Source organism: Sphingopyxis sp. USTB-05, assembly GCF_023822045.1.
Lineage (GTDB): Bacteria > Pseudomonadota > Alphaproteobacteria > Sphingomonadales > Sphingomonadaceae > Sphingopyxis.
The window spans coordinates 2,517,745-2,542,817 of the sequence record NZ_CP084712.1; the positions used below are offsets into that span (position 1 = coordinate 2,517,745).

Genomic DNA, 25,073 nt, shown 5'->3' on the forward strand with positions numbered 1-25,073 from the left:
TCATGCGTCATGGTTTCGCTCTTCTCCTCTTCACCGCCGCGCTCCCCGCGCCGGCCTTCGCCCAACCGGCGGCCGATGTCGCAGACCTCGCCGGCGCTCGCGCGGCAGGCGACGAAACGCAACTGCTCGCGCGGGGTTATGTTTCGCGCCGCTCCACCACCGTCGGCGAACAAAGATATAGCTTCTGGTGGAACCAGCGCCTTGGCCGCTGCCTCTCGGTCTCCACGGTCGACGGCCGCTATGGCGCGCTGATCTCCGTGCCCACCGAAAATTGCGACAATGGCCCGGCACGTGACGCCTATCCGACGGAACAGCATTCCTATGACCGCCCGGCAGAATCCGGTTACGCCGATCCCGGCTCGCTTGTCCTTGTTTGCTATGGCGCGGGCACCCGCCCGACCGTCACCACCAAGCCGACCTATAAATGGAACCCGTGGAACCATAAGTGGGAATGGAGCAACGAGGTCGGCAACAGCGCGCAGGGCTTCAACAGCGACGTCCAGATCGAACTTTACGGCGATCAGGGCCGCATCCATCTGGGCCCAAAGCTCGTCGCGCCGATACATAGCGGCGACGATCATGGCTGGTGGGATCTCGACAATCTGGTCGTCACTGCCGACCGCATCACCGCCAGCTATCGGATCAACGGGCTGAACAAGCCGAAACTGACGGTCGATCGCCGTTCGGGCCGCATCACGATCGACGCGATCACCAATTTCTCGGGCCAGTGCGACGCTGGCGACTGGGCCGCCGGGCAGCGGCGCTTCTAGGGGGCGGCGCGCGCCGCCGCGACGCTGTCGAGCATCGCTTTCAGCGCCGGCGCATCATACCAACGCCCGCCCGCCATCACCCCCAGCGGCGCCCGTAAGGTCGCGGGCTTTTCGAGCGGGTTCTCCGCCACCAGCAACAGGGCGGCGCGATAGCCCGGCGCGATCACGCCGAACTTCGCGGCACCCGGCACCGTCTTCGCGATAAACTCGCCGGGCGTGCGCGTCGCCGCCGACAGCGCCTGCCACGGTGTCAGCCCCGCCGTCAGCATCGCGTCGATCTCGTCATGCAGCGCGAACCCCGGCACCAGTCCGGGAATCGACGGCGCATCGCCCCCGGCGATCAGCGGCACGCCCGCGTTGGCCATCGCCTTCACGAAACGCCCCTCGAACGCCACTCGTCTGGACAGGTCGACCGTCTTTTTCTGATAACCCGACCGGGCCCAATCGATACGGTCGCCCGGCGACAGATAGCGCGCCTCGGGCGCGGCGAGATACGCCTTCACCACCTCAGGCTTGCCGAATTGCGCCGCGATCGTGCGATAGGTGAAGAGGTCGGACGTCACGAACGTCCCGCGCGCCTTCACCAAGGCGATCGCATCGGCGATCCGCGCATCGGCGGGCGGTGCCTGCTGGTCGTCGGCGGGCGGCTGGGGAAAGAAGCCGTAAAAAAACTCCTCGACATGCGCGACCATCGCCTGCCCTGCCGAAAGCTGCTTCGCCAGACCGACCGCGGCGACATTATGCCCGACGATTCCGATGCCCTGCGCCTTGGCTTCCTTTGCCAGTGCTGCAAACGCCTCGGCCGACAAATTGGTATAGACTTTCAAGAAGCTATAGCCGTTCGACTTGGCAATCCCGACGATCGCGCGCGCATCGGTCGGCGTCTTGATCACCAGATGCCCATATTGCGGGTCGCCATCGACCGCGAGCGCGGTAAATATCTGCGGCCCCGGCACCTCGCCCTTGTTCACCGCGATCCGCGTCCGCCCGGCAAACGCGTTGGTCGCCTCGCCCATGTTTAGCATCGTCGTCACGCCATTGGCGAGCAGCAGCGACAGATCGTCGCGGCTCGTCACATGATTGTGCATGTCGGCAAGCCCGGGCACCAGCCAGGCGCCCTTGCCGTCCACCACCGGCGTTCCGGCGGGCAGCTTCGCCATGATCCCGATGCTCGCGATCACGCCGTCGGTGACGATCACCGTCGTCCGCGGGATCACGCGTTCGCGGTCCATCGGCACGACGTTGACGTCGGTAAAGACAATCGTCTCCGCCCGCGCGAGCCCCGCGCAGGCGATTAGCAGCCAGAAGGTCAGGAGCGCGCGAAGAGCCGCGCGCATCCTCAGCCCAGCGCCTTCTTCAGAAGCTCGTTCACGACCTGCGGGTTCGCCTTGCCCTGCATTGCCTTCATCGTCTGGCCGACGAAGAAGCCGAACAACGCCTCTTTGCCGCCCTTATACTGCTCGACCTTGTCGGCATTGGCGGCCAGGATTTTGGCGATTTCAGCCTCGATCGCGCCGGTGTCGCTCGTCTGCTTCAGGCCGTCGCGCTCGACGATCACGCCTGCGGCGTCACCGCTTTCCAGCATCTTCTCGAACACCTGCTTGGCGATCGTGCCCGAAATCGTACCATCAGCGACAAGGCCAAGCAGTTCGGCGGCATGCTCGGGCGAAACCGGCGAGTCCGAAATGTCGCGGCCCAAACGGTTGAGGGCGCCGAACAATTCGCTCGTCACCCAATTTGCCGCCGCCACGGGCTTCACGCCCGCTTCGAGCAGCGTGTCGAACCAGCGCGCCGCCTCGACCTCGGCGGTCAGCACGTCGGCGTTATAGGCCGAAATGCCTTCGCTCAGATAACGCGTACGCTTGGCGTCGGGCAGCTCGGGCAGGCTCGCTCGGCATTCGTCGAGGAATGCATCGTCCAGCTCAAGCGGCAGCAGGTCGGGATCGGGGAAATAGCGGTAATCATGCGCATCTTCCTTCGACCGCATCGAACGCGTCTCGTTGCGGTCGGGGTCGTAAAGCCGCGTTTCCTGCACCACCGTGCCGCCGCCTTCGATCAGTTCGACCTGACGCTTCGCCTCGCCCTCGATCACCGCCATGACGAAGCGCACCGAATTGACATTCTTCGTCTCGGTGCGCGTCCCGAACTCATCGCCCGGCTTGCGGACCGACACGTTCACGTCGGCGCGCATCGAGCCTTCTTCCATATTGCCGTCGCACGATCCGACATAGCGCAGGATCGAACGCAGCTTGCGCACATAGGCCCCCGCTTCGGCCGGCGAGCGCATGTCGGGGCGCGAGACGATCTCCATCAGCGCGACACCCGAACGGTTGAGGTCGACGTAGGACATCGTTGGATGCTGGTCGTGCATCAGCTTGCCCGCGTCCTGCTCGACATGGATTCGCTCGATCCCGATGCGCTTGGGCTCCGGAATGCCCGCCTTCTCATCTTCCTCGATCATCAGCGAGCCTTCGCCGACAAGCGGATGATAAAGCTGTGAAATCTGGTAACCCTGCGGCAGATCGGCATAGAAATAATTCTTGCGGTCGAACCGCGACCATTTGTTGATCTGTGCCTCGATCGCCATGCCCGTGCGCACCGCCTGGCGGATGCACTCACGGTTCGGCACCGGCAGCATGCCGGGCATCGCGGCGTCGACCAGCGACACCTGCGTATTGGGTTCCGCCCCGAACGCCGTAGCGGCGCCAGAGAACAGCTTGGCGTTGGAGGTGACCTGCGCATGGACCTCTAGGCCGATCACGACCTCCCACTCGCCGGTTTCGCCCTTGATGCGATAATCGCTCATCTTACCACCACTTCTCGGCGCGCGCCGTAAAGCCCGCGCGCTCTTCAATAGCCAGCCCGGCGTTCAGCACGCCCTGCTCGTCAAATGCCTTGCCGATGATCTGCAGTCCCAGCGGCAGCCCTTCGCGGTTCAGCGCGGCGGGGACCGACATGGCAGGTAGACCCGCGAGGCTCGCGGGCACGGCGAACACGTCGTTCAGATACATCGCCAGCGGATCGGCCATCTTTTCGCCCAACCCGAACGCCGCCGACGGCGCGGTCGGCGCCAGGATCACGTCGCACACGCCGAACGCCTGTTCGAAATCGCGTGCGATCAGCGTCCTAACCTTCTGTGCCTGCGTGTAATATGCATCGTAGAAGCCGGCCGACAGCACATAGGTGCCGATCATGATACGGCGCTTGACCTCGGGCCCGAAACCGTCGGCACGCGTCGCGGCGTACATATCCTGCAATCCCGCCCCTTCGGGCAAGTCACGCAGGCCATAACGCACGCCGTCATAGCGCGCGAGGTTCGACGACGCTTCGGCGGGCGCGATGATATAATAGGCCGGCAGCGCATATTTGGTGTGCGGCAGGCTGATCTCGACCACCTCGGCGCCCGCATCCTTCAGCATGGCGATGCCCGCGTCCCACATCGCGTCGATGTCGGGATCGATGCCTTCCAAACGATATTCCTTGGGAATACCGACCTTCTTGCCCTTGAGATCGCTCGACAAAGCCGCTTCCCAATTGGGCACAGCCAGGTTCAGGCTTGTCGCATCCTTGGGATCGAAGCCCGCCATATTCTCGAGCATGATCGCGCAATCCTTGACGTCGCGCGCCATCGGCCCTGCCTGATCGAGAGAGCTGGCGAACGCCACAATGCCCCAGCGCGAGCAGCGGCCATAGGTTGGCTTGATCCCCGAAATGCCGACAAAGGCCGCCGGCTGGCGGATCGAGCCGCCAGTGTCGGTGCCCGTCGCCGCGGGGCACAGCCGCGCCGCGATCGCGGTCGACGAACCGCCCGACGATCCGCCCGGTGCGAGCGCGGCATTGCCGCCGTCCTTGCGCCGCCACGGCGAAATCACATTGCCGAAATAGCTCGTCTCGTTCGACGACCCCATCGCGAACTGGTCGAGGTTCAGCTTGCCCAGCATCCCCGCGCCCGCGTCCCACAGCTTCGCCGACACCGTCGATTCATAACGCGGAACAAAGCCTTCGAGCATGTGGCTCGCCGCCGTCGTCTGGACGCCATTCGTCGCGAACAGGTCCTTCATCCCGATGGGAACGCCCGACAGGGGTTTCAGCGTGCCCGCGGCGCGATCGGCGTCGGCCTGTTTCGCCGCGCTCAGTGCATGTTCGGGCGTCTCGACGATGAAGGCGTTGAGCGCCTTTGCTCCAGCAACATTGGCGTTGAACGCCTCGGCAACCTCGACGGCGCTGAAATCGCCCGCGCGGTGACCGTCGCGGATCTCGGCGACGGTCAGATTGGTAAACTCGGTCATTATTCGATCACCTTGGGAACGCCGAAAAAGCCATGCTGCGGCGCAGGGGCGTTCGCGAGAATATCGTCGCGGCGGTTGCCGCCGGTCAGCGGGTCGGCGTCGATCACGTCGTCGCGCAGCCGCAGCACATTCGGGATCACCGCCGTCATCGGCTCGACCCCGGTCACATCGACCTCGCCGAGTTGCTCGACCCAGCCCAATATGCCGTTCAATTCGCCTTCCATCGCGGCGGCTTCGGCATCGCTGATGGCGATGCGCGCCAGCGACGCGATTTTCCTTACTGTTGCCTGATCGATTGCCATGATCGCCCTAACTTTAACGAAGCCGCGCCGCTAGCATCCCGCCCCGCGCGCTTCAAGGTGCGGCTAGTAGAACTGCCCCAAAAACCTTCGTCATTGCCGCGAAAGCGGGAACCCAGAGCGTGGCAAACTGGGTTCCCGCTTTCGCGGCAATGACGAGGTGAAGAATTGCTCGCGCGGGCTAACTATTCAAAAGCCCCCGATTCCGGCACCCCATCTACCAATATGCGACGTTGCGACACCGTTTCGACCTCGATGCGCGCCTTCGACAGGTCGACCGGCGACTTTTTAGCGGGCGCCGCCTTCGCCCAATCGCCCTGCACCCATTGGCCAGCGTCATTCTGCGTGACAAAATCGAAATTGAGCGACTCGCCCGGCTCATCCTGCCCCAGCACCCCGATGCGTTTGTCATCGAGCCAGATCGCGATGCAGGCCTTTGCGCGGCTGCACATATAACTTCCCGCGATCCGGTCGAGCGCCGCCGCAGGCAAGGCACGTCCCTCGGGAAGCACACGCAGCCGCTCGGCCAGCGGGCGCAACAGCAGCACGCCGCGCGGCCCGTTCAAATCCCAGCGATTCTTCGCCGCCAGCGCCGACTTGGCCGCATCGGCGCGCGCCTTTTGCGGCGAACGCTCCATTTCCTTGAGTGCCGCCCGCCCGCTCGGTCCGAAATCGAACGCCATCGCCGCCCAATCGAACTTCTCCACCGGCGTCGTCCCCGATTTCAGCCGCGCCACCTGGTCGCGCGTCGAAATCGCCCCGAAATCGAGGATCGGCAGCGCCAGCAACAGCGCGAGCAACGCCAGCCCGATCGCGAGCTTCTGTTGCAGCGGCCGCAGCCAATCGTCGAAATCGCGCCGCCCCTTCACGACGGCCCACACGCCCGCGATGCCATAGGCCAGCGCGATCATCGCCGCGATCACGCCCCAGATGCGCTCCGGCGTCCAACCGTACTGGATCACGCGCAAATGCATCGAGTAGAAAGCGATCCCCGCCAGCGGCAGCACCGCGACGACCAGCGCCGGCGCCGCCCAGCGCAGCATCGGACTCGTCGCGCGATCGTCGCTGCCGTTGCCGATCACCGCGTTGGCGAGCAGCACCGCGAACGCCGCAACCGCCATCATCACCGCCGCGGTGGAAAAGCCCGAATCCCAAAGCTTCTGCAGCCCCGTCCCCGCCAGCGACAGCAGGAACAGTATCAATGCGACCGCCAGCACGGGCGCCAGCACCGCGAGCACCATCATCACCAGCCGCTGCAGGGTCGCGACCAGCTTGTCGCGCTCACGCAGCAGGCCCACCGCGCCGCCAAATGCCGCGCCCGCGAGCATCCAGCCGAACCATTCGTCGTTCAGCAGGTCGAAGATCAGGTTGATCCCGATCAGCTTGAACATCTGCCCGATCAGCACGGTGAGCAGGAAGGTGATCCCGACAAAGGCCAGCGCCGCCGCCCCGATCACCGCATCGGTCCACGCGTGGCTGTGAAGCCGCGCGTACGGCATCTGCCACAGTTTCCAGAACCGCCAGTCGGGCGCGACATCGCGCCGCGTCTGGAACAGCGGCGTCGCGACCAGCACCGCCAGTATCCCCGACCAGAACGGCCATTCGACCGGATTGCCCTGAATATTATACGCCGCGGTTTGCCACGCGATCAGCCCGAGGATCACGCCCCAGCCGAGCGCGAACCCCAGCGCCCAATACCAGCGCCGCAATTCGACCCCCAGCACGAACACCACCGCCGACGCCGCGACGCCGGTCGCCAGCGCGCTGCGCCAATCGGCCAGGGCATCGTCATAATGATGGTCGATCAACAGGTGAAAGACGAGCCCGGCGACGGCGCAGATCGCCGCCATGATCCACGGCCGCAGCGGCCAGGGCGGATCATTGTCGTCGAGGCGCGCCGAAACATGGAGCGGACGAAGGGGCGAATCGGGGGCGGCGGGTGCGCTCGTGTCGGTCATGATCGCAATCTGGGCTTGTTTCGCGGGCGCGGGCAAGCCAAAGCTGCGCGCGATTTACTGGAACCAACCCCCGGTGCCGTTCGTGGCGAGCGAAGTCGAGACACCCATCGGGACAACCAAGGCCGGCGGGCATCTCGACTTCGCTCGATGCGAACGGGTAAAGATGCCCAAACGACCTCCCCCTCCCATGGAGCCCCCATTTGGCCCGCAAATTTCTCTACATCATCGCTGCCATCATCCTGCTGATCGTCGCCGCCGGGGTCGTGTACCAACTATTCCCGGGCTGGATCGCACGCACCGCCTTCGTCCCGAGCACCGAATTCAAGCCGCAGGCCGCCGTCGCGCCGAACGCCTATGACGATCCGAAAATGTGGTTTGCGCGCCCCGGAATGGCAAAGGACCCATCCGCCTGGCGCCCGGCCGCCGATGGCAGCGAAACGCCGGGGACGGAGAATGCCCCGACCGGCGACCAGCTCATTCCGCCCGCCAATGCCGCAACGCCCGCGACGCCAAAGGGCGACGCCGCGGTCTTCTTCGTCCACCCGACCAGCTATTACAGCCGGTCGAGCTGGAACGCCCCGCTAGAGGATCGCGATTCCGACCACCGCGCCAACCTGTTCGTTCAGGGCATGGCCAGCGCCTTTGCCGATGCGGGCGAAATCTGGGCGCCGCGCTACCGCCAGGCGACGCTCGGCGCTTTCCTGGCCGAAGATCGCGTCACCGCGGGCAAGGCGATCGATTCCGCCTATCGCGACGTCGAGGAAGCCTTTGACGCCTTCCTTGCCGCGCAGCCCAAGAACAAGCCGATCATCCTCGCGGGCCACAGCCAGGGCGCGCTCCACCTCACCACCCTGCTCAAGACCCGGATCGCGGGCACCCCGCTCGCGAAGCGCATTGTCGCGGCCTATGTGATCGGCTGGCCGATCAGCCTCGACACCGACATCGCCGGGCTCGGCCTGCCCGCGTGCCAGACGCCCGAGCAAAAGGGCTGCATCCTCGGCTGGGCGAGTTTCGCCGATCCCGCCGATCCGATCATGGTCACCGACGCCTATGACGGCACGATCGGTTTCGACGGCCGCCCGCGCGCGGGCACGCGGATGCTCTGCACGAACCCGCTGACCGGCATTCCCGACACCGAAGCCGCGCCCGCCGCCAATATCGGCACGCTGAAGCCGACCGAAGGGTTCAAATCGGGCTCGCTGATCGCCGGGAAGATCGGCGCCAAATGCGACGATACGCGCGGTTTCCTGATGATCGGCGATGCCGAGATCGCGAAAAATTACGTCGTCGCGGGCTATGTCCTGCCGGGCAACAATTATCACGTTTACGACATCACCCTCTTCTGGGCCAACGTCCGCGCCGATGCGCTCCGCCGCCTCGCGACGTACGAAGGCAAGCCCTCGCCGGTGCCGCCGCCCACGGCGCCGACGCCTCCTCCGGCCGCCCCCGCCGCCCCGCCTTCGTCACCCCGGACTTGATCCGGGGTCCCGCTCGATGATCACCACCGCCGTCCCCGACTTCGCCGCCAATTTCCCCAACGGCGGCCGCCTCGTTGGCCTCGACGTCGGGACCAAGACGATCGGCGTCGCCTTCTGCGACGTGAACTGGAGCTTCGCGACCCCCGACAAGACGATCATCCGCAAGAAATTCTCGGTCGATCTCGAAACGCTGAAGGCCCTGATCGCGCAGCATGATGTCGTCGGTCTCGTCGTCGGCTTGCCCCTCAACATGGACGGTACCGACAGCCCGCGCACGCAAAGCACCCGCGCCTTCGCGCGCAACCTCGCGCCGCTGGGACTTCCCCTGTTGCTTTGGGACGAACGCTGGTCGACAGCAGCGGTCGAACGCGCGATGATCGCCGCCGACGTCAGCCGCGCCAAACGTGCCGAGCGCGTCGACAGCGCCGCCGCGGCGTTCATCCTGCAGGGCGCGATCGACGCGATGACGCGCGGTTGAACGAATATATCCTGATCTGGCTGGGCGTTGCGAACGGCATCGCTTTCGGCCTGATGGTCGCCGACAAGCGCCGCGCCGAGGCGGGCACGCGCCGCATATCCGAAGGCACTTTGCTCGGCTGGGCGTGGCTCGGCGGCGCCATCGGCACCTATGCGGCCTCGCGCCTCGTCAGGCACAAAACGCGCAAACAGCCCTTTGCAGCAAAAATGGTCATGCTCTGCGCCGCCGAAATCGTCCTGCTCGGGCTTTGGGCGCTCGATTTGCTCGATCCGATCGTCGCCGCGGCACTTGCTTATTTACCCCCGTCTGCGTAGACGCTCGGCTTTAATGACAAGCTCCACACTCCGACCCGCCAGCGACTATCCGCCCGGCGGCGATGCCTTTCGCCATCGCCACCTGATCGGCATCGCCCAGCTCACTCCATGGGAGATCAGCTACGTTCTCGACGCGGCCGAAGAGTGGGTTGACCTCAACCGCTCGGGCGCTGCCAAGCATGACGACCGGCTCGCGGGCCTCACGATCATCAACGCCTTTTTCGAAAATTCGACGCGCACCCTGCTGTCTTTCGAAATCGCCGGAAAACGCCTTGGCGCCGATGTCGTCAACATGCACGCGGCGCAATCGAGCGTGAAGAAGGGCGAGACGCTGATCGACACCGCGATGACGCTGAACGCGATGCGCGCCGACGCGATGGTGATACGTCACGGCAGCTCGGGCGCGGTCCAACTCATCGCCGACAAGGTCGACTGCCCCGTTCTCAACGCCGGCGACGGCCGCCACGAACATCCGACGCAGGCCTTGCTCGACGCACTCACCATCCGCCGCCGCCTCGGCCGCGTCGAGGGTCTGACCATTGCGATCTGTGGCGACGTCCTCCACAGCCGCGTGGCGCGCTCGAACATTCTCGCGCTCACCCTGCTCGGCAACGAGGTCCGCATCGTCGCCCCGCCGACGCTCACCCCGCCCGCGATGGAGCGGATGCATGTGACGACCTTCACCGACATGGACGAAGGCATCAAGGACGCCGACGTCGTGATGATGCTGCGCCTCCAGAACGAGCGTATGGACGGCGCCTATCTGCCGTCGGCACGCGAATATCACGCCCTCTACGGCCTCACCCCCAAGCGCCTTGAAAAGGCGAAGCCCGACGCGATCGTCATGCACCCCGGTCCGATGAACCGCGGGGTCGAGATCGACAGCAGCGTCGCCGACGATCCGCTGCGCTCGACGATCACCGAACAGGTCGAAATGGGGGTCGCCGTGCGCATGGCGTGCCTCGACATCCTGACGCGCCGCAAGCGGGGAGTCGCCGGATGGAACTGAAGCCGCTCCATATCACGAACGCGCAGTTGATCGACGGCGACGCGCCGCGCGGGGGCAGCCTGCTCGTGGTCGATGGCCGCATCGCCGCAATCGACCCGACCGAAATCCCGGGCGGCACCGAAACGATCGACGCCAAAGGCCAGTGGCTCGCCCCCGGCATCATCGACCTCGGCGTCTTCGCGACCGACAAGCCCGCCTTTCACTTCGGCGGAATCACGCGCGCCGCACTGATGCCCGACAACGGCCCGCTCGACGGCGCCGGGCTGGTCGAACGCGCGGCGAAGGGCGGCAAACCCGACCTCTGGGTCCATCCGCTTGCCGCCGCGACAAAAGGCCTGGCGGGCGCAGAACTCGCCGAAATCGGCCTGATGAAACAGGCGGGCGCGCGCGCCATCGCGACCGGCCGCAGCCGCATCACCGACAGCGGCGTCATGCGCCGCGTTCTCGCCTACGCCGCTTCGCTCGGGCTCGTCACGATCATCCATGCCGAGGACGAGGGGCTCACCGCCGGCGCGGTCGCGACCGACGGCGAGATGGCAACGCGCCTCGGCCTCGCCTCCGCACCCGCGATTGCCGAGGCGATGGCGATCGCGCGCGACCTCGCGCTTGTCGAGGAAACCGGCGCACCCGTCCATTTCCGGCAAGTCACGACCGCGCGCGGGTTCGATCTGATCCGCGCCGCAAAGGCGAAGGGGCTGCCCGTCCTCTGCGGCATCACCCCCGCGCATCTTTTGCTCTCCGACACCGCGATCGGCGATTTCCGCACTTTCGCCCGCCTGTCGCCGCCGCTGCGCTCGGAGGATGACCGGCACGCGTGCCTGGCCGCGATCGCCGACGGCACGATCGACATCCTCGCCTCAGGCCACGACCCGCGCGGTCCCGAGGACAAACGCCTGCCCTTTGCCGAAGCGTTGCCCGGCATGGCGGGCGCCGAAACGCTGCTCGCGCTCGGGCTTAATCTCGTGCGCGACGGCCACATCTCCCCCGGCCGCCTGTTCGAACTGCTCGCAGGCACCCCCGCCTGCCTGCTCGGCGTCGACGCCGGAAAACTCGCGGTGGGCAAGGAAGCCGACCTCATCCTCGTCGATGCGGATACGCCTTGGCAGGTCGATGCAAAGAAAATGGCGGCTTGGGCGGGCAACACTCCCTTCGACGGCATGCCCGTACAGGGCCGCGCCACGGCCATGTGGAAGGGCGGCCAGCGGATTCGCTGAAACGGGCTTTATCTCGCTGATTTAATTCGATAGCCTTCATGCGGGGGTCGATAAACAGCGAGGTTGACCCGATGCGCCGTCTTGCCCTTCCCGCTTTCGTTACTGCCGCCCTGCTTGCTCCCGCGACCGCGGCGCAGATGGCGCCGGTGCAGGGCATCCCCTGCGCGCAGGGCCTCCCCTGTAACGCTCCGCCGCCGCAGGTCCTGCAACAGATGTACGGCGGCGGCGACGTCGCCCCGCCGGGACAGGTCATCCCGTTCGCCCAGGAAAAACAGGATTATGTCGGCGGCTATATGGTCAATAGCTTCGCCGCGATCGCCTTCTGGCGCTCGGCGTCGGGCCAGCCCGGCTACTCCTATGGCGCGCTGCGCGGTGATAACCGCGAACAGGCCGAAAACCATGCAATGACGGCGTGCCGCGAAGCAGGCGGGCGCGATTGCGTCGTCGGCCTGTGGGGCGCGAACGGCCATTTCGCGATCGCGCGCGACACGGAGGGGCAATATTATGCCGGCTTCGCGGGCACGCCCGGCGGAGCGAAACGATCGGTGATGGGCAGTTGCAAGAGCGCGGGCGCCAAATGCAAGATCGTCGAGACGCTCGAAAGCATGCCCTACTTCTTCCGCTTTTGATCGTCGCGCGCGCACCCCGCACAAACAAATGAAGTCCGCCGGCAAGCCGACGGACTTCAAGAGAGCAAGATGGCCTTGGTTCCACCTTCCTCGGGTCGCATCCAATTAGTGGCCGATTCGGATGATTCGTTCGCTACCCACATGGGTAGGAGACAGAATATTTTCGTTTTATCGCATTGCGCTTGCCTTCGCGCCTTTGCTCCTATCAAATGACGTTGCTGCGGGTCTTCTGGGGGGAAGTGCATGCAGAACGATCAGGGACCGACCTTTCCGTCCGACCATAATGCGCCGGCCGAATGGGAAGTGCTGAACGCGCTGATTGGCGAAATCTACGATTCGGTGCTGCATCCCGAAAGCTGGAACGAAACCCTCGCACGCATCACCGGCACGCTCTGCCCGCTCAGCTGGGAAGCCGCCTTCATCCTCTGGGAATCGACTAGCCCGCCGAGCGCTCGCTTCGTCGCCGCGACCGGCCTCGCTGCGGGGGTTCAGGAAATCTACACCGCCGTATATGCCGGCAACCATCCCTGGTCGCGCAAGCTGATGCGTTACGGCAACGGCAGCGTTGTCGACAGCAACGACATCATGACGCGCGAGGAATTTCTCGAAACCGAATTCTTCCGCAACTTCCTCGCGCCCTGGGGGATCGATCGGATGATCGCCGTCCTCCTCGACCAGCGTGGCAGCGAACGGCTCGGGCTGATGCTCCCCGGCCCCGGCGACCGCGATGTCGAGCGGTTGAAGCGCGGCCTGCGGGTTCTCGCCCCGCATATGCAGCGCGCGATGCGGATCAGCGACCGCATCGCGACGCTAGACCTCGCCGCGGGCGCCGCGCGCGCCGCGACCGACGCCGCGCCCTTCGCGATCTTCAGCCTCGACGACCAGCTCAATATCCTCGCCGCGAACAGCCGGGCCGCGCGCTACGAAAGGGCGGGTTTCATCCGCACTGCGCAGGATCGCTTTGCCTTCACGCATCCGCCCAGCCAGAAAATATTGCTCGATCTGGTCAAGAGCGAGGCGCCGACGGGCGTCGCTTTCCAGGCACTCAACCCATCGGGCACCGAATGCCCCGTGCTCGTCGCGCGCGTCACGCGTCAGTCGGCGCAGCAGCTTGGCGGGGTCCGGCTCGGCGCCTCGCTGATCGTCACTCTCGGCAGTTCGCCGGGCGAAACCCCTGTGGTCGAAATCGATCGCGTTGCGCAATGGTTCGGGCTGACCCCGGCCGAAGCCCGCCTCGCGGTCGCGCTTGCCGCAGGCGACACGCTTCAGGATTATGCCGCGCTGCGCGCCGTCAGCGTGAACGCGGTACGCTTTCTCCTGAAGGGCATCTTCCGCAAGACCGGCGCCGCCACGCAGGCGCAGCTCGTCGCGCAGCTTGCCCGGCTGCCAGCTCCCGCAAGCGAAGGCTAGGCCGCGGCGCGGATCATATTTGTCCGCGATGCCAGGCGGAACAGCGGCACCGTCAACGTCGTCGAAACCAGCGCCAGCGTCACCAGGACGGCGAATACGGTCGGCGTGATCAGTCCCGCCTGCACCAGGATCGTTGCCGCGACGATTTCCATCAACCCCTTGCACTGGAGCAGCAGCCCCAGACGCGTGCGTTCCGCGGCCGGCATGTCGGGATCGGGTGGCGCCAGATGCACGGCCGCCAGCTTCGACACGCTCGCCAGCAGCAACAGCGCCAGCGCCGCGCCCACCGCCCCCGCGGTCACCACAGCCCCGTCGATACTCAACCCGCGATGCGCAAAGAACAGCGGTGACAGGCCGAATAGCGCCACTTTTCCCAGCGTCTCGGGCCGCAGACGCTCGGCGAGCGGTTGCGGCGCCAGCACTCCGGCGAAATAGGCGCCGAGCAATTCGTGGAGGCCCAGCATGCTCGTCGCCCACGCCCCTGCCGCCAGATAGGCGATGCCAAGCAACACGCTGACGGCGATATGATCGGGAAGGCGCCGAACCAGCCCGCCCCGCGCGGCGATCATCGTCGCAAGCACGGCAATTGCACCAATTTGCGCCAGCCCACCCGCCAACAGCGCCCCGGTCTCGCCCTTGTGGAGGAACAACAGCAGCGCGAGCCCGATCCACAGGATCGCGTCGTCCAGCGCGGCGATGCGCAGCGACAAATTGCCCAGCGGCCGGTCGCTCATCGGCAACTCGCGCACGATACCGACGAGCACCGGCAATGCGCTCACCGCCAGACACAGCCCGATCGCGCCCGCCGACAGCAGCGGCGACACCCCGGCTGGCCGTGCCAGAACTACATCCAGCGCGCCCGACAGTGCGACGGCGAAACCCACTGCGAACGGCACTGCCAGTGCGATCAGCGCAGTCCGGACCACGCGTCCGCCGATCCTTGGCGCCTGCTTGGTGGTGACCCGCGTCTCAAGCCCCGCGCTGAACGCCAGCACGAGCACGCCCAGCCACCCGATCGTCTCGCCCCATTCGGAGGGACCGAGGACCGATTTGTCGAAGCCGAAGCGATCGGCTGCAATCGCAAAGGCCATCCCCGCCAATATCGGCAACACCGCCATCGGCACCGCTCCGCGCACCAGCCGCCAGCATAGGACGGGCACGATAAGGAAGCAGACAAGATCGATCAGGAACGCCACGGGACCGAAGCTATCCCGCCGGAAGGGTACGGGCAAGCGCTATTGTGAACGTTCCCTCATCCCGAAGCGGATGGGATATTGGGCGAGTTTGGGGCGGGGACCAGTCGTTGCCCTCTTTGGGCATCGCCCGCTGAATCCGGGATCGGGTCAGCGCAAGGGCCGCGCAATATTCCAAAGTTCAGTAAAGTTCAGCCCTATGAGCGCGCCGATTTGCAAGTCGCGGCGTGCTGGATGTGCGCGGCACGTCCGATCATGGTCGCACCCGCAAGCCAGGCAGCCACCGCCTTTTTGTTCACCGAGTGAAAGAGCCGGATGAAGGCTGGCATAGCCGGATAATGTAGGAAAGACCTATTTGAAGGCGATGTTTGTTTTGGGGTGGGGAGCGGACATCCCGTCCCCCACGTCCGTCATCCCGGGCTTGACCCGGGATCCCGCTTTTTGACGCACTCACTGGCTTCGACCTCAAGCGGGACCCCGGGTCAAGCCCGGGGTGACGAGGAGAGAATCTGTCTGCAATTGGTCGTCAGCGCCCCCAGCCTATTTCTTCGCCATCAGCTTCATCGTCATCGCCGTCAGCGCCTCGGTCGCCGTCGAAATCACCGCGGGCGCGTCGGGCGCCCAGAAGGGCGAATGGAGACTGGGCAGCGTTCGCCCGTCCTTTTTCGCCGCATCATATTCGGCCTGCGGCACCCCGCCGACCCAGACGATCAGGCTCTTGATGCTCTTGTCCTCGCGCCAGAAGCGGCTGAAGTCCTCGCCGCCCATGACCGGCGGCATCTGCACGACGCGGTCGTCGCCAAAGCTCGTTTTCAGATATGCCGCCATTTCCTCGGTGAATTCCGGGGTATTGAAGGTCGCGGGGGTATATTCGTCCTTTTGCACCGTCACGACGGGCATCTTGTCGTCAGGCATTCCTGCGGCGATCGCCTCGCCCTTCGCGATGCGCGCGATGCCGTCGAGCAGATGATCGCGCACTTCGTCGCTATAGCTGCGCACGGTAAGCTGCAGCTTCGCTTCATCCGAAATGATATTGTGCTTCGCCCCGGCATGGAAGCTGCCGACGGTCACCACCGCGCTGTCGAGCGGGCTGATCTCGCGCGAGACAAGCGTCTGGAGCGCCCCGACGATCCGGCTCGCGAGCACGATCGGATCCTTGGTCGTCTGCGGATAGGCGCCGTGGCCGCCGACACCCTTCACACTGATGTCGACGCTGTCGACATTGGCGAGCGCATAGCCCGGCGTATAGCCGATCTTCCCTGCCGGAAACTGCGCCGCATCATGAAAGGCGAGCGCATATTGCGGCTTGGGAAAGCGCGTGTAGAGGCCGTCGGCGAGCATCATCCGTGCGCCAGCCCCGCGTTCCTCGGCCGGCTGGCCGATCATCACCAACGTGCCCGACCACTTCGCCTTGTTGGCGGCCATCAGCCGTGCGACGCCGATCCATGCCGTCATATGCGTGTCATGGCCGCATGCATGCATCACGCCGGTTTCGACGCCTTCCTTGGTGGTCACGCGTATTTTCGATGCTCCGGGAAGCCCTGTCTGTTCGGTTACCGGCAGCCCGTCCATGTCGGCACGCACCATGACGACCGGTCCGGGCCCGTTCTCCATCACCGCAACGACGCCGGTGCCCCCGACCTTTTCGGTCACTTTGAACCCCAGCTTGCGCGCCTCCGCCGCAAGAATGCCGGCCGAGCGAACTTCCATGAAACTGAGTTCGGGATTGGCGTGCAGATCCTTGTAGATCGCCATCAGCGACGGCATCTGCTTTTCAACCTCGCCGCCCAGCGTTTGCGCTGCTGCGGGCGCAGCCAGAGCCAGCGCCGCAGCGCTCATCCACAAAATTCGCATGCTGTTATCCCCTGTTGTTCTCTTCAGCTCGCCGGGACCAGTTCGATCACGTCGAGCAAGGATTCATAAGCCGGTGCGGGCAGCACCAACCGCCAGCGATTGTCGCCGATGCGTTCGACCAGCCCCGCCATGTCACGCATCCGATCGCTGCCGTAATTGACCGCCATCTTTTCATCGCCGAGTTCTAGCGTGCCGAGGAAAATCTGGCGCTTCAGATTATCGGGAAAGATCAGGCCGACGGGGCGCTGCGACCCCGAAATCTTGGTCAGGCTCGACAGTCCCTGTTCAGGCGCGACGCGGCACCGGAACCAGCCATAAGCGACATAGGACAGGCTGCTGCGCCCCTGCGCGCCGATCTTGATCGTCCGGCACCGGTAATCGCCAGCGGGCAAATGCGGATTGGGAAGCGCCGCCGCCGGTTGCAGGAGCAAGCCCTCGCGATCGATATCGGCGCCAAAGCCCTTCGCCCGGGCGTCGGCCAGCGCCGCCTGCCAACTGCTGTACCAGCCGCGCACTCGCTCTTTGTCGGCGTCGGTCGCCGTCGCGCGCCAGGTGCCCGTCGCATCGGTCGGAACGTCGGCCGACGAAGGCGGCACCGGCGGCACGGTACGACAAGCACTCAAGGTGACGCCGAGCGCCACCGCCAAAACCCATATGGTGCGACCCATGATTCTCCGTCTCTTCCCCGGCCCTATTCTTGGTTAACCTTAGGAGGGCAAAGGGGATTGCTCAAGAGCGCAGCGGTATCAGGCGGCCGTCCAGCCACCATCGACACTGAGATTGGCACCGGTGATGTTCGCAGCTTCGTCGCGCGTCAGGAAAGATGCGATTGCCGCAACCTGCTCGACGGTAACGAACTGCTTGGTCGGCTGGCCCGCGAGCAGGACGTCATTGATCACCTGCTCGCGCGTCATGTTCCGCGCCTTCATCGTGTCGGGGATCTGATTTTCGACGAGCGGCGTCCAGACATAGCCGGGGCTGATGCAGTTCACCGTGATCCCGGCGTCCGCGACTTCGAGCGCGACGGTCTTGGTCAGGCCGGCAAGCCCGTGTTTGGCGGTAACATAGGCCGATTTGAACGGCGAGGCGACGAGCGAGTGCGCCGATGCGGTCGCGATGATGCGTCCCCATTTCTTCTTGCGCATCACCGGTACCGCGTGGCGGATCGTGTGGAAAGCGGCGGTCAGGTTGAGCGCGATGATCATGTCCCATTTCTCGACCGGGAAATCCTCGACCGGCGAAACGAACTGCATGCCGGCGTTGTTGACGAGAATATCGACCCCGCCGAAATCCGTTTCGGCGCGCTTGAACATGTCCTCGATCTGTTCGGGCTTCGTCAGGTCCGCGCCGTCATAGGCGGCCTTCCCGCCGCTGATCGCTTCCAGTCCCTTGCGTTCGGTTTCGATCGCGTCGGCGTCGCCGAACCCGTTGATGATGATCGACGCGCCTTCGGCGGCAAACGCCTTGGCGATGCCAAGTCCGATGCCCGAGGTCGATCCGGTGACGAGGGCGGTCTTTCCTTTGAGGCGCATGGGTAATCCTTTCCGTGGGGGAGAATGTAAAGATGAAGGGCGGGGCCGGCCGCTTCAACCATCCTTTGGTCTGAGGCCGCCCGATTGCACCGCAAAACTGTCCGAGCGTCCTTCAGCGATACTCTCGGCGAGCAGATGGCCGTCCTTCATCGCCGCTTCGACCGCATCGCGGCCGAGCGCCCAGTTGACTTCCATCGTCGAGCGCGAAAATTCGAAGTCGCGCGCGCCCGTCTGCCAGGCTGGCGGCTGGTGGATCAACTGCACGACGTTCAGCGCCCTGCAATCGACCATCCGGCGAACCGCTTTCACTTCGGCGAGGTCGGCAAAATCCTCGGGCAGCTTCGCCAGCATCCGGTCGATGAGCCGATGTTCCTTGCGCCGCCGAACCAGCCCGTCCGAGATCCGGCGCGTGCGGCTCGAATAGCGAATATCCTTCTCGCGCGACCAAGCTTCTTCCAGATCGTGCGGCCGTTCGCCCCGCGCGGGAAAAAGATCGACCTGAAACACCAGCATATCATCGTGCGCCGCCGCAACGACATGCTCGAGCGGCGTGTTGGAGACGAGCCCGCCGTCCCAATACCATGTGCCGTCGATCTCGACGGGCGGCAGGCCCGGCGGCAATGCTCCCGATGCGAGGATGTGGCGTGCGTCGATCGTGTCGCATTCAGTGTCGAAATAGCGGAAATTGCCGGTCTCGACGGCGACCGCGCCGACTGACAGCCGCACCTTGCCGTGGTTGACCCGGTCCCAATCGACAAGCCGGTCGAGTGTCGCAAGGAGCGGGCTCGTATCGTAAAAGCTGATCGCCTCGGGCGTTTGCCGCGCCGCGAACGCGGGCGGCGGAAAGCGCGGAATGAAAAAGCCCGGAACACCGAAAGCCATCACCTGCCCCGCCGCCGCCATATGCGTCCATTCGCGCGCCCAGTCATTGTCGACCACGGGCAGCGAAGGGAGCGCCGACGACACGCCTTCCCAGAATTCGCGCATCTTGCCGACCGCCTGATCGCGCTCGTTCCCGGCGATGATCGCCGCATTGACCGCACCGATCGAAATCCCGGCCACCCAGTCGAGCTCGATGCCGAGTTCGATCAGCGCCTCATAAACCCCCGCCTGAAACGCGCCCAGCGCGCCACCGCCCTGCAGGACGAGTACGACGAGATCGGGGAGCGGTAGGGCGGCGCGGACGGCTCTGCGGGGCATGGACTCAAAAATCCCTGATGGATTACGCGCGTTTTGTGCACCGCAACACAGCCTATTGCAATGGCTCGATTATATGCGAACCCCCTTCCAATTGCCCGAGGCTGCTGTAACTATCGGGCGAAAGAAACGCTTTACCGCTGGAGAACTCCCATGCGCCTCGACGACGATTCCGGCCTCGGAGACGATATTCGCGACCTCGGACGCGGCGGCGGCGGGTTTGGCGGCGGCGGTGGCGGCGGCCTCGGCGGTCTACTCTTTGCGTTCCTTCCGATGCTACTCGGCCGCAAGATGGGCTGCGGGACGATCCTAATTCTCGGCGCGGCCGCCTTTTTCCTTCTCGGCCCCGGCGCCAACATGCTGAGTAGCGGCGGCGGAACCGCCGATCCGGCGGTCGATAGCCGCGGCGGCCCTGCGGTCGCCTGCGACACGGATGCCGAACGCTTTGCGTGCAACGCTTTCCGTTCGACGCACAAAGTATGGGGCGAGTTAATCAGCGGCTATCAAAAACCGACACTCAATTTCTTCGAAGGCAGGAATGAATCAAAGTGCGGCCCTGCCCAGTCGGCGATGGGTCCCTTCTATTGCCCCGCTGACCAAGGCGTTTACCTCGACACCGATTTTTTCCGGGAGCTTGATCAGAAGTTCGGTGCCGCAGGCGATGCCGCGCAGGCCTATGTGATCGCTCACGAGGTCGGCCACCATATCCAGACGGTCAGCGGCATTTCGGATCAAGTCCGCCGTGCGCAGCAGCGCGCCTCGCAGGCCGAGGGCAATGCGCTGCAGGTCCGCATGGAGTTGCAGGCCGATTGCTATGCGGGCGTATGGGCCGCTCGCGCCAGGAACAGCGCGGGCCAGCCCGTGATGGAAACCGGCGACATGGAAGAGGCGATGCGCGCCGCCAACGCAATCGGCGACGACACGCTGATGCGCTCGGCCGGGCAGCGCCCCGTTCCCGAAAGCTTCACGCACGGGACGAGTGAACAACGCATGACATGGCTGCGCCGCGGCCTGCAAACGGGGGACCCGCGCCAGTGCGATACATTCGATACCGCCATCTGATCGCGACACTCGCGGCAAGTCTATTGGCGGCATCGCCGGCGTCTGCCGAAACGCTTTATATCAAGGCGGGACGGCTGATCGACGGCGTGTCGAACGAGGTCCGGACCGGCCAGTGCATTACGGTCGAGGCCGAACACATCAAGTCGGTCGGACCATGCGGCAAGGCGCCCGATGGTGCCACCCTGGTCGACTGGTCGGCGTTCAACGTGCTCCCGGGTCTGATCGACCTCCACACCCATCTCGCCGATCTCGGTCAAAGCGCCGACCTCGCCGCGCCGATAAAGGCTTCGCCCGCCGAAACGGCGCTCGTTGGCGCGCGCAACGCGCGCGTCACGCTCGACGCCGGTTTTACGAGCGTGCGCGATGTCGGCACCTATCGCGGGCTCACCGATGTGACGCTGCGCAACGCGATCGATCGCGGCGACGTGCCGGGCCCGCGCATGTGGGTCGCGGGCGCCTATCTCACGATTCCGAAAGGCGGCGGCGAACTCAACGGCGTCGTCCCGAACGAAGAGCTGCCGCCCGACATGCGCCTCGGCGTCGCCGCGACGCCCGAGGAGGCGGCCGCGAAGACGACGTACCTGCTCGATCATGGCGCTGATTTCATCAAGACGATCGCCACCGGCGCGGTCCTCGCAATGGGCACCGAACCCGGCGCTCCGGAACTGACGGTCGAACAGCTCCGTGCGATCGTGAAGGTCGCGCATGCCCGCGGCAAGAAGGTTACGGCGCACGCGCATGGCGCAATCGGCATCCAGAACGCGATCAACGCGGGTGTCGACAGCATCGAACATGCAAGCCTTGCCGACGAAGCCACGTTGCAGCTCGCAAAAAAGCACGGCACCTGGCTGGCGATGGATATCTATAACGGGACCTATATCGACGAGGTCGGCACGAAAGAGGGCTGGCCCGAGGAATATCTTCGCAAGAACCGCGAGACGACCGACGCACAGCGCGCCGCTTTCAAGCGCGCGGTCGAACTGGGGGTCAATATCGGCTATGCGACCGACGCTGGCGTCTATCCGCACGGGCTTAATGCGCGCCAGTTCCGCAACATGGTCAAATATGGAATGACGCCGATGCAGGCTATCCAGTCGGCGACCGGCCGCGCTTCGCAGGAAATGGGACGCGGTGACGTGGGTGCGATCGTTCCTGGACGCTACGCCGATTTTGTCGCGGTAAAGGCCGACCCGCTTGCCGACATCACCGTCCTCGAAAAAATCGACCATGTGATGAAGGGCGGTACGCTCATCCGCTGACCGCTTTAGCGTCAGCCCACACCCCCGCCCGTCATTGCGGGCGTAGCGAAGCAATCCAGTGCGGCTTGTCACGCTCTGGATTGCTTCGCTGCGCTCGCAATGACGAAGGTATTTTAGCGTCCGCCGCGCTCCGCCGCATGTACCTCGGCGCGTTCGAGCAACAGTGCCAGATCCTCTCGGCTGATGTCGAACGTCTCGCCAAGATCGTCGAGTGCCATGTCGATATCCCCCATCAGCAGCCCCGAAGCCGACGCAGGCGGCAGCGCCCTGCCTTCGACCGGCTTGGCCCGATGCGGATAGCTGTGCCCCGAAAAACGGTGGAACAGCCATCCGATGCCCACCATCAACGCCGAATTGACCAACACAACGACCAGGAAGTCGGCGACATGCGCCGAAAACAGTGCATATCCGCCGAGCACCGCGCTCAGCGCCGCCGCGCCGCCCGGCGGATGAAGGCAGCGGAGCAACGACATCGTCAGGATCGCGAGCGAAACCGCGAGCGCAGCAGCCATTGCCGGATCGGGAACTATCCAAGCGACGATCGCACCGACAATCGCCGAAACGACATTGCCACCGCCGATCGACCAGGGCTGTGCGAGCGGGCTCGCGGGCACGGCGAACAGCAGCACCGCCGACGCCCCCATCGGCGCGACGATCCACGGCATCGATGACGGGAACAGCACAGTGCAGGTCAGTCCGACGAAACCGATCCCGATCAGCGCGCCGATGCTGGCGATTACGCGGTCGCGCAGACTCGCGCCCGCCAGCAGCGGCACGAACAAACGGCCTGTATTCATTATGGCGCGGACCATCATCATCCTTCCGGCTTCGCGAGCGGCGCGATGCAATCTTTCGAACCGGGCGGCCAGAGAGGTTTATTTGCGCGTCCGCAAGCCAGAATATTGCCGGGCGTCCGTGCGGCGCGGTTCGTCCTTGAACGCCAGCGTCGTATCGCTAAACCGCGTCCATGCGTAACATGCTCCTCACCAGCGCGATCGCGCTCTCCGCCGCCCTTTCCTCTCCCGCCATGGCCCGTCCGATGACCGAGGTTGACCTTGCGACGCTGAAACGTGTCGCTGCACCAACCGCATCCCCCGACGGCCGCTGGGTCGTTTTCCAGATGACCGAGACCGAGAGCGAGACCTACAAGCGCTCGACAGGCCTCTGGCTGGTGGACCGCAATGCAAAGGGCGCAAAGCCGACGCCGATCGCCGATACGGCGGGCAAGAACGAAACCTCGCCGACTTTCGACAAGGACGGCATCCTCTATTTCCTCTCGAATGCGTCGGGCAAGGATCAGGTGTGGCGCATCGATCCAAAGGCTGGCGGCGCCGCGACGCAGGTCACCGATACGAAGGCCGATGTTTCGGGCTTCAAGATTTCGCCCGACGCGACGAAGCTGCTCGCCTGGGGCGACATCCCCAGGGAATGCACCGATTTCGGCTGCGATGCGAAGGACAAGGGCGCGCTGACCGGTCCCGGCAGCGGCCGGCTCTATAAGGACGGCGCGGGCTTCGTTCGCCATTGGGACCAGTGGGAGACGCCCGGCACCTATAGCCGCCCCTTCATCTTCAACCTTGCGGACGGCAAGGCGAGCGCCGCGCGCCCGGTCGACGCAGGCCTGACCGGCGACAGCCCGTCGAAACCCTTCGGCGGCGGCGAGGAACTGGCGTGGGGCGCCGACAGCCGCACCATTTTCTTCACGCTGCGCAAGGCCGACCGTAACGAGCCCACCTCGACCAACCTCGATATTTATAGCTGGCTCGTCGACAGCCGGATGATGCCGGCCAACCTGACTGAAGACAATCAGGCGACCGACACCCTTCCCACCCCCTCGCCCGACGGCAAATGGCTTGCCTATGCCGCGATGGCGCGCCCCGGCTATGAGGCCGACCGGCAGGTGCTGATGCTCCGCAACCTCGAAAGCGGCGAAACGAAGAAGCTCACCGACGCGTGGGACCGCTCGGTCGCCTCGATCGCCTGGGCTCCCGACGGCAAATCGCTTTATGTCACCGCGCAGGACACGCTCGAACATCCGGTGTTCCGCGTCGATGTGGCAACGGGCAAGGTGGAGAAGCTGAAGGCGACGACCGAAGCCTTTGAGGGCAACATCGGCGACGTCGCGCCGCTTCCCGGCGGCGCACTGCTCTATTCGCGCAACAGCGCGCTGCTACCGACCGACCTGTTCGTTCGCGATGCGAAAGGCAAGGTCAGCCAGCTCACCAATGTCAACGCGGCGACGCTCGCCCAATTCGATCCGGTCGAACTCGACCGTGTCCAATTTGCGGGCGCAAACGGCGACAAGGTGTGGGGCATGATCGTGAAGCCCGTCAGCCCCGTGCAAAAGCTGCCCGTCGCCTTCATCGTCCATGGCGGGCCGCAGGGCAGCTTTGGCAACAGCTGGTCGACGCGCTGGAACCCGCGCGTCTTCGCGCAGCAGGGTTACGGCGTCGTCACCGTCGATTTCCACGGATCGACGGGTTACGGACAGGCCTTCACGGACAGCATCAACAAGGATTGGGGCGGCAAGCCGCTCGCGGATCTGAAGCTCGGCCTCGCCGCGGCGGGCAAGCAGGATGCGCAGCTCGACCTCAGCAACGCCTGCGCGCTCGGTGCTTCCTATGGCGGCTACATGATGAACTGGATCGCGGGCCAGTGGACCGACGGCTTCAAATGCCTTGTCCAGCACGACGGCGTCTTCGACCTGCGCGCCATGGCGTTCGAGACCGAGGAATTGTGGTTCGACGAATGGGATCATGGCGGACCCTGGTGGGAGCGCACCGACCCCGAAAAGTGGAATCCGGTGAATCATGTCACCAAGTGGAAGACCCCGATGCTGGTGATCACCAGCGAAAAAGATTTCCGGATTCCCTACAGCCAGGGCCTCGCCGCCTTTACCGCGCTCCAGCGCCGCAACATCCCGTCGGAACTGCTCGTCTTTCCCGATGAGAACCATTGGGTGCTGAAGGGTGCGAACAGCGTCCAGTGGCACCAGACGGTGTTCAATTGGCTCGGTAGTCACCTCAAGAAATAACGGTGACTTCTCTCTTCTCGTCACCCCGGACTTGATCCGGGGTCCCACTTCTTTATTTCGATGTTGAACGCGGGGTGCCGGATCAAGTCCGGCA

22 protein-coding genes are annotated in these 25,073 nt (G+C 64.9%); 11 read left to right on the forward strand and 11 right to left on the reverse strand.

The genetic code is table 11. From position 1 onward, the window contains the following. Nucleotides 1–2 precede the first annotated feature (2 nt). On the forward strand, nucleotides 3–770 hold the full coding sequence (locus KEC45_RS11655; RefSeq protein ID WP_062179209.1) for a hypothetical protein: 768 nt from the start codon (nucleotides 3–5) through the stop codon (nucleotides 768–770). Here KEC45_RS11655 and KEC45_RS11660 read toward each other — a convergent pair. From KEC45_RS11660 to KEC45_RS11680, 5 genes are all read right to left on the reverse strand, one after another. Further along, a complete protein-coding gene (locus KEC45_RS11660) occupies nucleotides 767–2,107 on the reverse strand; it encodes an amidohydrolase family protein (protein WP_062179206.1) in 1,341 nt (446 codons plus the stop codon). The two genes, KEC45_RS11655 and KEC45_RS11660, sit on opposite strands and share 4 nt — an antisense overlap. A gap of 2 nt (nucleotides 2,108–2,109) precedes the next feature. Continuing rightward, nucleotides 2,110–3,576 (reverse strand): Asp-tRNA(Asn)/Glu-tRNA(Gln) amidotransferase subunit GatB, encoded by a 1,467-nt coding sequence (gatB, locus tag KEC45_RS11665; RefSeq protein WP_062179202.1) that lies wholly within the window; start codon nucleotides 3,574–3,576, stop codon nucleotides 2,110–2,112. Nucleotide 3,577: 1 nt separating this feature from the next. After that, on the reverse strand, nucleotides 3,578–5,059 hold the full coding sequence (gatA, locus tag KEC45_RS11670) for an Asp-tRNA(Asn)/Glu-tRNA(Gln) amidotransferase subunit GatA (RefSeq protein ID WP_062179199.1): 1,482 nt from the start codon (nucleotides 5,057–5,059) through the stop codon (nucleotides 3,578–3,580). Further along, nucleotides 5,059–5,361, reverse strand: a complete 303-nt coding sequence (gene gatC, locus KEC45_RS11675) for an Asp-tRNA(Asn)/Glu-tRNA(Gln) amidotransferase subunit GatC (protein WP_062179196.1) — start codon at nucleotides 5,359–5,361, stop codon at nucleotides 5,059–5,061. The genes gatA and gatC overlap by 1 nt, the downstream gene beginning before the upstream one ends. 182 nt (nucleotides 5,362–5,543) lie before the next feature. Then, nucleotides 5,544–7,316 (reverse strand): DUF4153 domain-containing protein, encoded by a 1,773-nt coding sequence (locus KEC45_RS11680; protein WP_062183713.1) that lies wholly within the window; start codon nucleotides 7,314–7,316, stop codon nucleotides 5,544–5,546. A gap of 200 nt (nucleotides 7,317–7,516) precedes the next feature. Between KEC45_RS11680 and KEC45_RS11685 the strand changes: the two genes are divergently transcribed. From KEC45_RS11685 to KEC45_RS11715, 7 genes are all read left to right on the forward strand, one after another. Next, a complete protein-coding gene (locus KEC45_RS11685; protein WP_062179194.1) occupies nucleotides 7,517–8,794 on the forward strand; it encodes a DUF3089 domain-containing protein in 1,278 nt (425 codons plus the stop codon). A gap of 16 nt (nucleotides 8,795–8,810) precedes the next feature. After that, nucleotides 8,811–9,272: a Holliday junction resolvase RuvX gene (gene ruvX / locus KEC45_RS11690; RefSeq protein ID WP_062179191.1), complete on the forward strand. Its 462-nt coding sequence runs from the start codon at nucleotides 8,811–8,813 to the stop codon at nucleotides 9,270–9,272. After that, nucleotides 9,269–9,586, forward strand: a complete 318-nt coding sequence (locus tag KEC45_RS11695) for a DUF1294 domain-containing protein (protein WP_238586597.1) — start codon at nucleotides 9,269–9,271, stop codon at nucleotides 9,584–9,586. Before ruvX ends, KEC45_RS11695 begins: the two co-directional genes overlap by 4 nt. A 13-nt stretch (nucleotides 9,587–9,599) precedes the next feature. Beyond that, the gene (locus KEC45_RS11700) at nucleotides 9,600–10,595 is read left to right on the forward strand and encodes an aspartate carbamoyltransferase catalytic subunit (protein WP_062179188.1); all 996 of its coding nucleotides are present in this window, start codon (nucleotides 9,600–9,602) and stop codon (nucleotides 10,593–10,595) included. Continuing rightward, the gene (locus tag KEC45_RS11705; protein ID WP_062179185.1) at nucleotides 10,586–11,809 is read left to right on the forward strand and encodes a dihydroorotase family protein; all 1,224 of its coding nucleotides are present in this window, start codon (nucleotides 10,586–10,588) and stop codon (nucleotides 11,807–11,809) included. The genes KEC45_RS11700 and KEC45_RS11705 overlap by 10 nt, the downstream gene beginning before the upstream one ends. A gap of 71 nt (nucleotides 11,810–11,880) precedes the next feature. Then, nucleotides 11,881–12,438, forward strand: coding sequence for a DUF4189 domain-containing protein (locus tag KEC45_RS11710; RefSeq protein WP_252171071.1), 558 nt, complete (start codon nucleotides 11,881–11,883; stop codon nucleotides 12,436–12,438). Between the two features lie 243 nt (nucleotides 12,439–12,681). Continuing rightward, entirely contained in the window at nucleotides 12,682–13,848 is a 1,167-nt protein-coding gene (locus KEC45_RS11715; RefSeq protein WP_062179179.1) for a helix-turn-helix transcriptional regulator, read from the forward strand. Here KEC45_RS11715 and KEC45_RS11720 read toward each other — a convergent pair. The 5 genes from KEC45_RS11720 to KEC45_RS11740 all read right to left on the reverse strand — a co-directional run bounded on the left by KEC45_RS11720 (nucleotide 13,845) and on the right by KEC45_RS11740 (nucleotide 19,627). Next, complete coding sequence (locus KEC45_RS11720; RefSeq protein WP_193749119.1) at nucleotides 13,845–15,044, reverse strand: cation:proton antiporter; 1,200 nt, start codon at nucleotides 15,042–15,044, stop codon at nucleotides 13,845–13,847. The genes KEC45_RS11715 and KEC45_RS11720 overlap by 4 nt on opposite strands. Nucleotides 15,045–15,581: 537 nt before the next feature. Beyond that, nucleotides 15,582–16,895 carry an amidohydrolase gene (locus KEC45_RS11725; RefSeq protein WP_062179173.1) on the reverse strand — a complete coding sequence of 438 codons (1,314 nt, stop codon included), beginning with the start codon at nucleotides 16,893–16,895 and terminating at the stop codon, nucleotides 15,582–15,584. A 23-nt stretch (nucleotides 16,896–16,918) separates the two neighbouring features. Then, nucleotides 16,919–17,563: a DUF4893 domain-containing protein gene (locus tag KEC45_RS11730; protein ID WP_252171072.1), complete on the reverse strand. Its 645-nt coding sequence runs from the start codon at nucleotides 17,561–17,563 to the stop codon at nucleotides 16,919–16,921. 78 nt (nucleotides 17,564–17,641) lie between these two features. After that, entirely contained in the window at nucleotides 17,642–18,427 is a 786-nt protein-coding gene (locus KEC45_RS11735; RefSeq protein WP_062179166.1) for a 3-hydroxybutyrate dehydrogenase, read from the reverse strand. A gap of 54 nt (nucleotides 18,428–18,481) precedes the next feature. After that, nucleotides 18,482–19,627, reverse strand: coding sequence for a patatin-like phospholipase family protein (locus tag KEC45_RS11740; RefSeq protein ID WP_252171073.1), 1,146 nt, complete (start codon nucleotides 19,625–19,627; stop codon nucleotides 18,482–18,484). Between the two features lie 150 nt (nucleotides 19,628–19,777). Between KEC45_RS11740 and KEC45_RS11745 the strand changes: the two genes are divergently transcribed. Then, nucleotides 19,778–20,686, forward strand: coding sequence for a neutral zinc metallopeptidase (locus tag KEC45_RS11745; protein WP_062179160.1), 909 nt, complete (start codon nucleotides 19,778–19,780; stop codon nucleotides 20,684–20,686). Next, complete coding sequence (locus KEC45_RS11750; protein ID WP_238586596.1) at nucleotides 20,659–21,945, forward strand: amidohydrolase family protein; 1,287 nt, start codon at nucleotides 20,659–20,661, stop codon at nucleotides 21,943–21,945. The genes KEC45_RS11745 and KEC45_RS11750 overlap by 28 nt, the downstream gene beginning before the upstream one ends. Before the next feature lie 113 nt (nucleotides 21,946–22,058). Here the strand turns inward: KEC45_RS11750 and KEC45_RS11755 are convergent, their stop codons facing one another. Then, complete coding sequence (locus KEC45_RS11755) at nucleotides 22,059–22,742, reverse strand: HPP family protein (RefSeq protein ID WP_062183706.1); 684 nt, start codon at nucleotides 22,740–22,742, stop codon at nucleotides 22,059–22,061. Between the two features lie 170 nt (nucleotides 22,743–22,912). On the opposite strand from KEC45_RS11755, the gene KEC45_RS11760 reads away from it, so the two are divergent. Continuing rightward, nucleotides 22,913–24,979 (forward strand): S9 family peptidase, encoded by a 2,067-nt coding sequence (locus KEC45_RS11760; protein WP_062179157.1) that lies wholly within the window; start codon nucleotides 22,913–22,915, stop codon nucleotides 24,977–24,979. Nucleotides 24,980–25,073 lie beyond the last annotated feature (94 nt).

Excerpts from the sequence above, each read along its gene's own strand:
- KEC45_RS11755 (WP_062183706.1), bottom strand. The coding sequence starts at position 22,742 with ATGAATACAGGCCGTTTGTTCGTGCCGCTGCTGGCGGGCGCGAGTCTG.
- ruvX (WP_062179191.1), top strand. The coding sequence starts at position 8,811 with ATGATCACCACCGCCGTCCCCGACTTCGCCGCCAATTTCCCCAACGGC.
- KEC45_RS11745 (WP_062179160.1), top strand. The coding sequence starts at position 19,778 with ATGCGCCTCGACGACGATTCCGGCCTCGGAGACGATATTCGCGACCTC.
- KEC45_RS11710 (WP_252171071.1), top strand. The coding sequence starts at position 11,881 with ATGCGCCGTCTTGCCCTTCCCGCTTTCGTTACTGCCGCCCTGCTTGCT.
- KEC45_RS11760 (WP_062179157.1), top strand. The coding sequence starts at position 22,913 with ATGCGTAACATGCTCCTCACCAGCGCGATCGCGCTCTCCGCCGCCCTT.
- gatC (WP_062179196.1), bottom strand. The coding sequence starts at position 5,361 with ATGGCAATCGATCAGGCAACAGTAAGGAAAATCGCGTCGCTGGCGCGC.
- KEC45_RS11740 (WP_252171073.1), bottom strand. The coding sequence starts at position 19,627 with ATGCCCCGCAGAGCCGTCCGCGCCGCCCTACCGCTCCCCGATCTCGTC.
- gatA (WP_062179199.1), bottom strand. The coding sequence starts at position 5,059 with ATGACCGAGTTTACCAATCTGACCGTCGCCGAGATCCGCGACGGTCAC.
- KEC45_RS11700 (WP_062179188.1), top strand. The coding sequence starts at position 9,600 with ATGACAAGCTCCACACTCCGACCCGCCAGCGACTATCCGCCCGGCGGC.
- gatB (WP_062179202.1), bottom strand. The coding sequence starts at position 3,576 with ATGAGCGATTATCGCATCAAGGGCGAAACCGGCGAGTGGGAGGTCGTG.
- KEC45_RS11715 (WP_062179179.1), top strand. The coding sequence starts at position 12,682 with ATGCAGAACGATCAGGGACCGACCTTTCCGTCCGACCATAATGCGCCG.
- KEC45_RS11730 (WP_252171072.1), bottom strand. The coding sequence starts at position 17,563 with ATGGGTCGCACCATATGGGTTTTGGCGGTGGCGCTCGGCGTCACCTTG.
- KEC45_RS11655 (WP_062179209.1), top strand. The coding sequence starts at position 3 with ATGCGTCATGGTTTCGCTCTTCTCCTCTTCACCGCCGCGCTCCCCGCG.
- KEC45_RS11680 (WP_062183713.1), bottom strand. The coding sequence starts at position 7,316 with ATGACCGACACGAGCGCACCCGCCGCCCCCGATTCGCCCCTTCGTCCG.
- KEC45_RS11735 (WP_062179166.1), bottom strand. The coding sequence starts at position 18,427 with ATGCGCCTCAAAGGAAAGACCGCCCTCGTCACCGGATCGACCTCGGGC.
- KEC45_RS11705 (WP_062179185.1), top strand. The coding sequence starts at position 10,586 with ATGGAACTGAAGCCGCTCCATATCACGAACGCGCAGTTGATCGACGGC.
- KEC45_RS11660 (WP_062179206.1), bottom strand. The coding sequence starts at position 2,107 with ATGCGCGCGGCTCTTCGCGCGCTCCTGACCTTCTGGCTGCTAATCGCC.
- KEC45_RS11725 (WP_062179173.1), bottom strand. The coding sequence starts at position 16,895 with ATGCGAATTTTGTGGATGAGCGCTGCGGCGCTGGCTCTGGCTGCGCCC.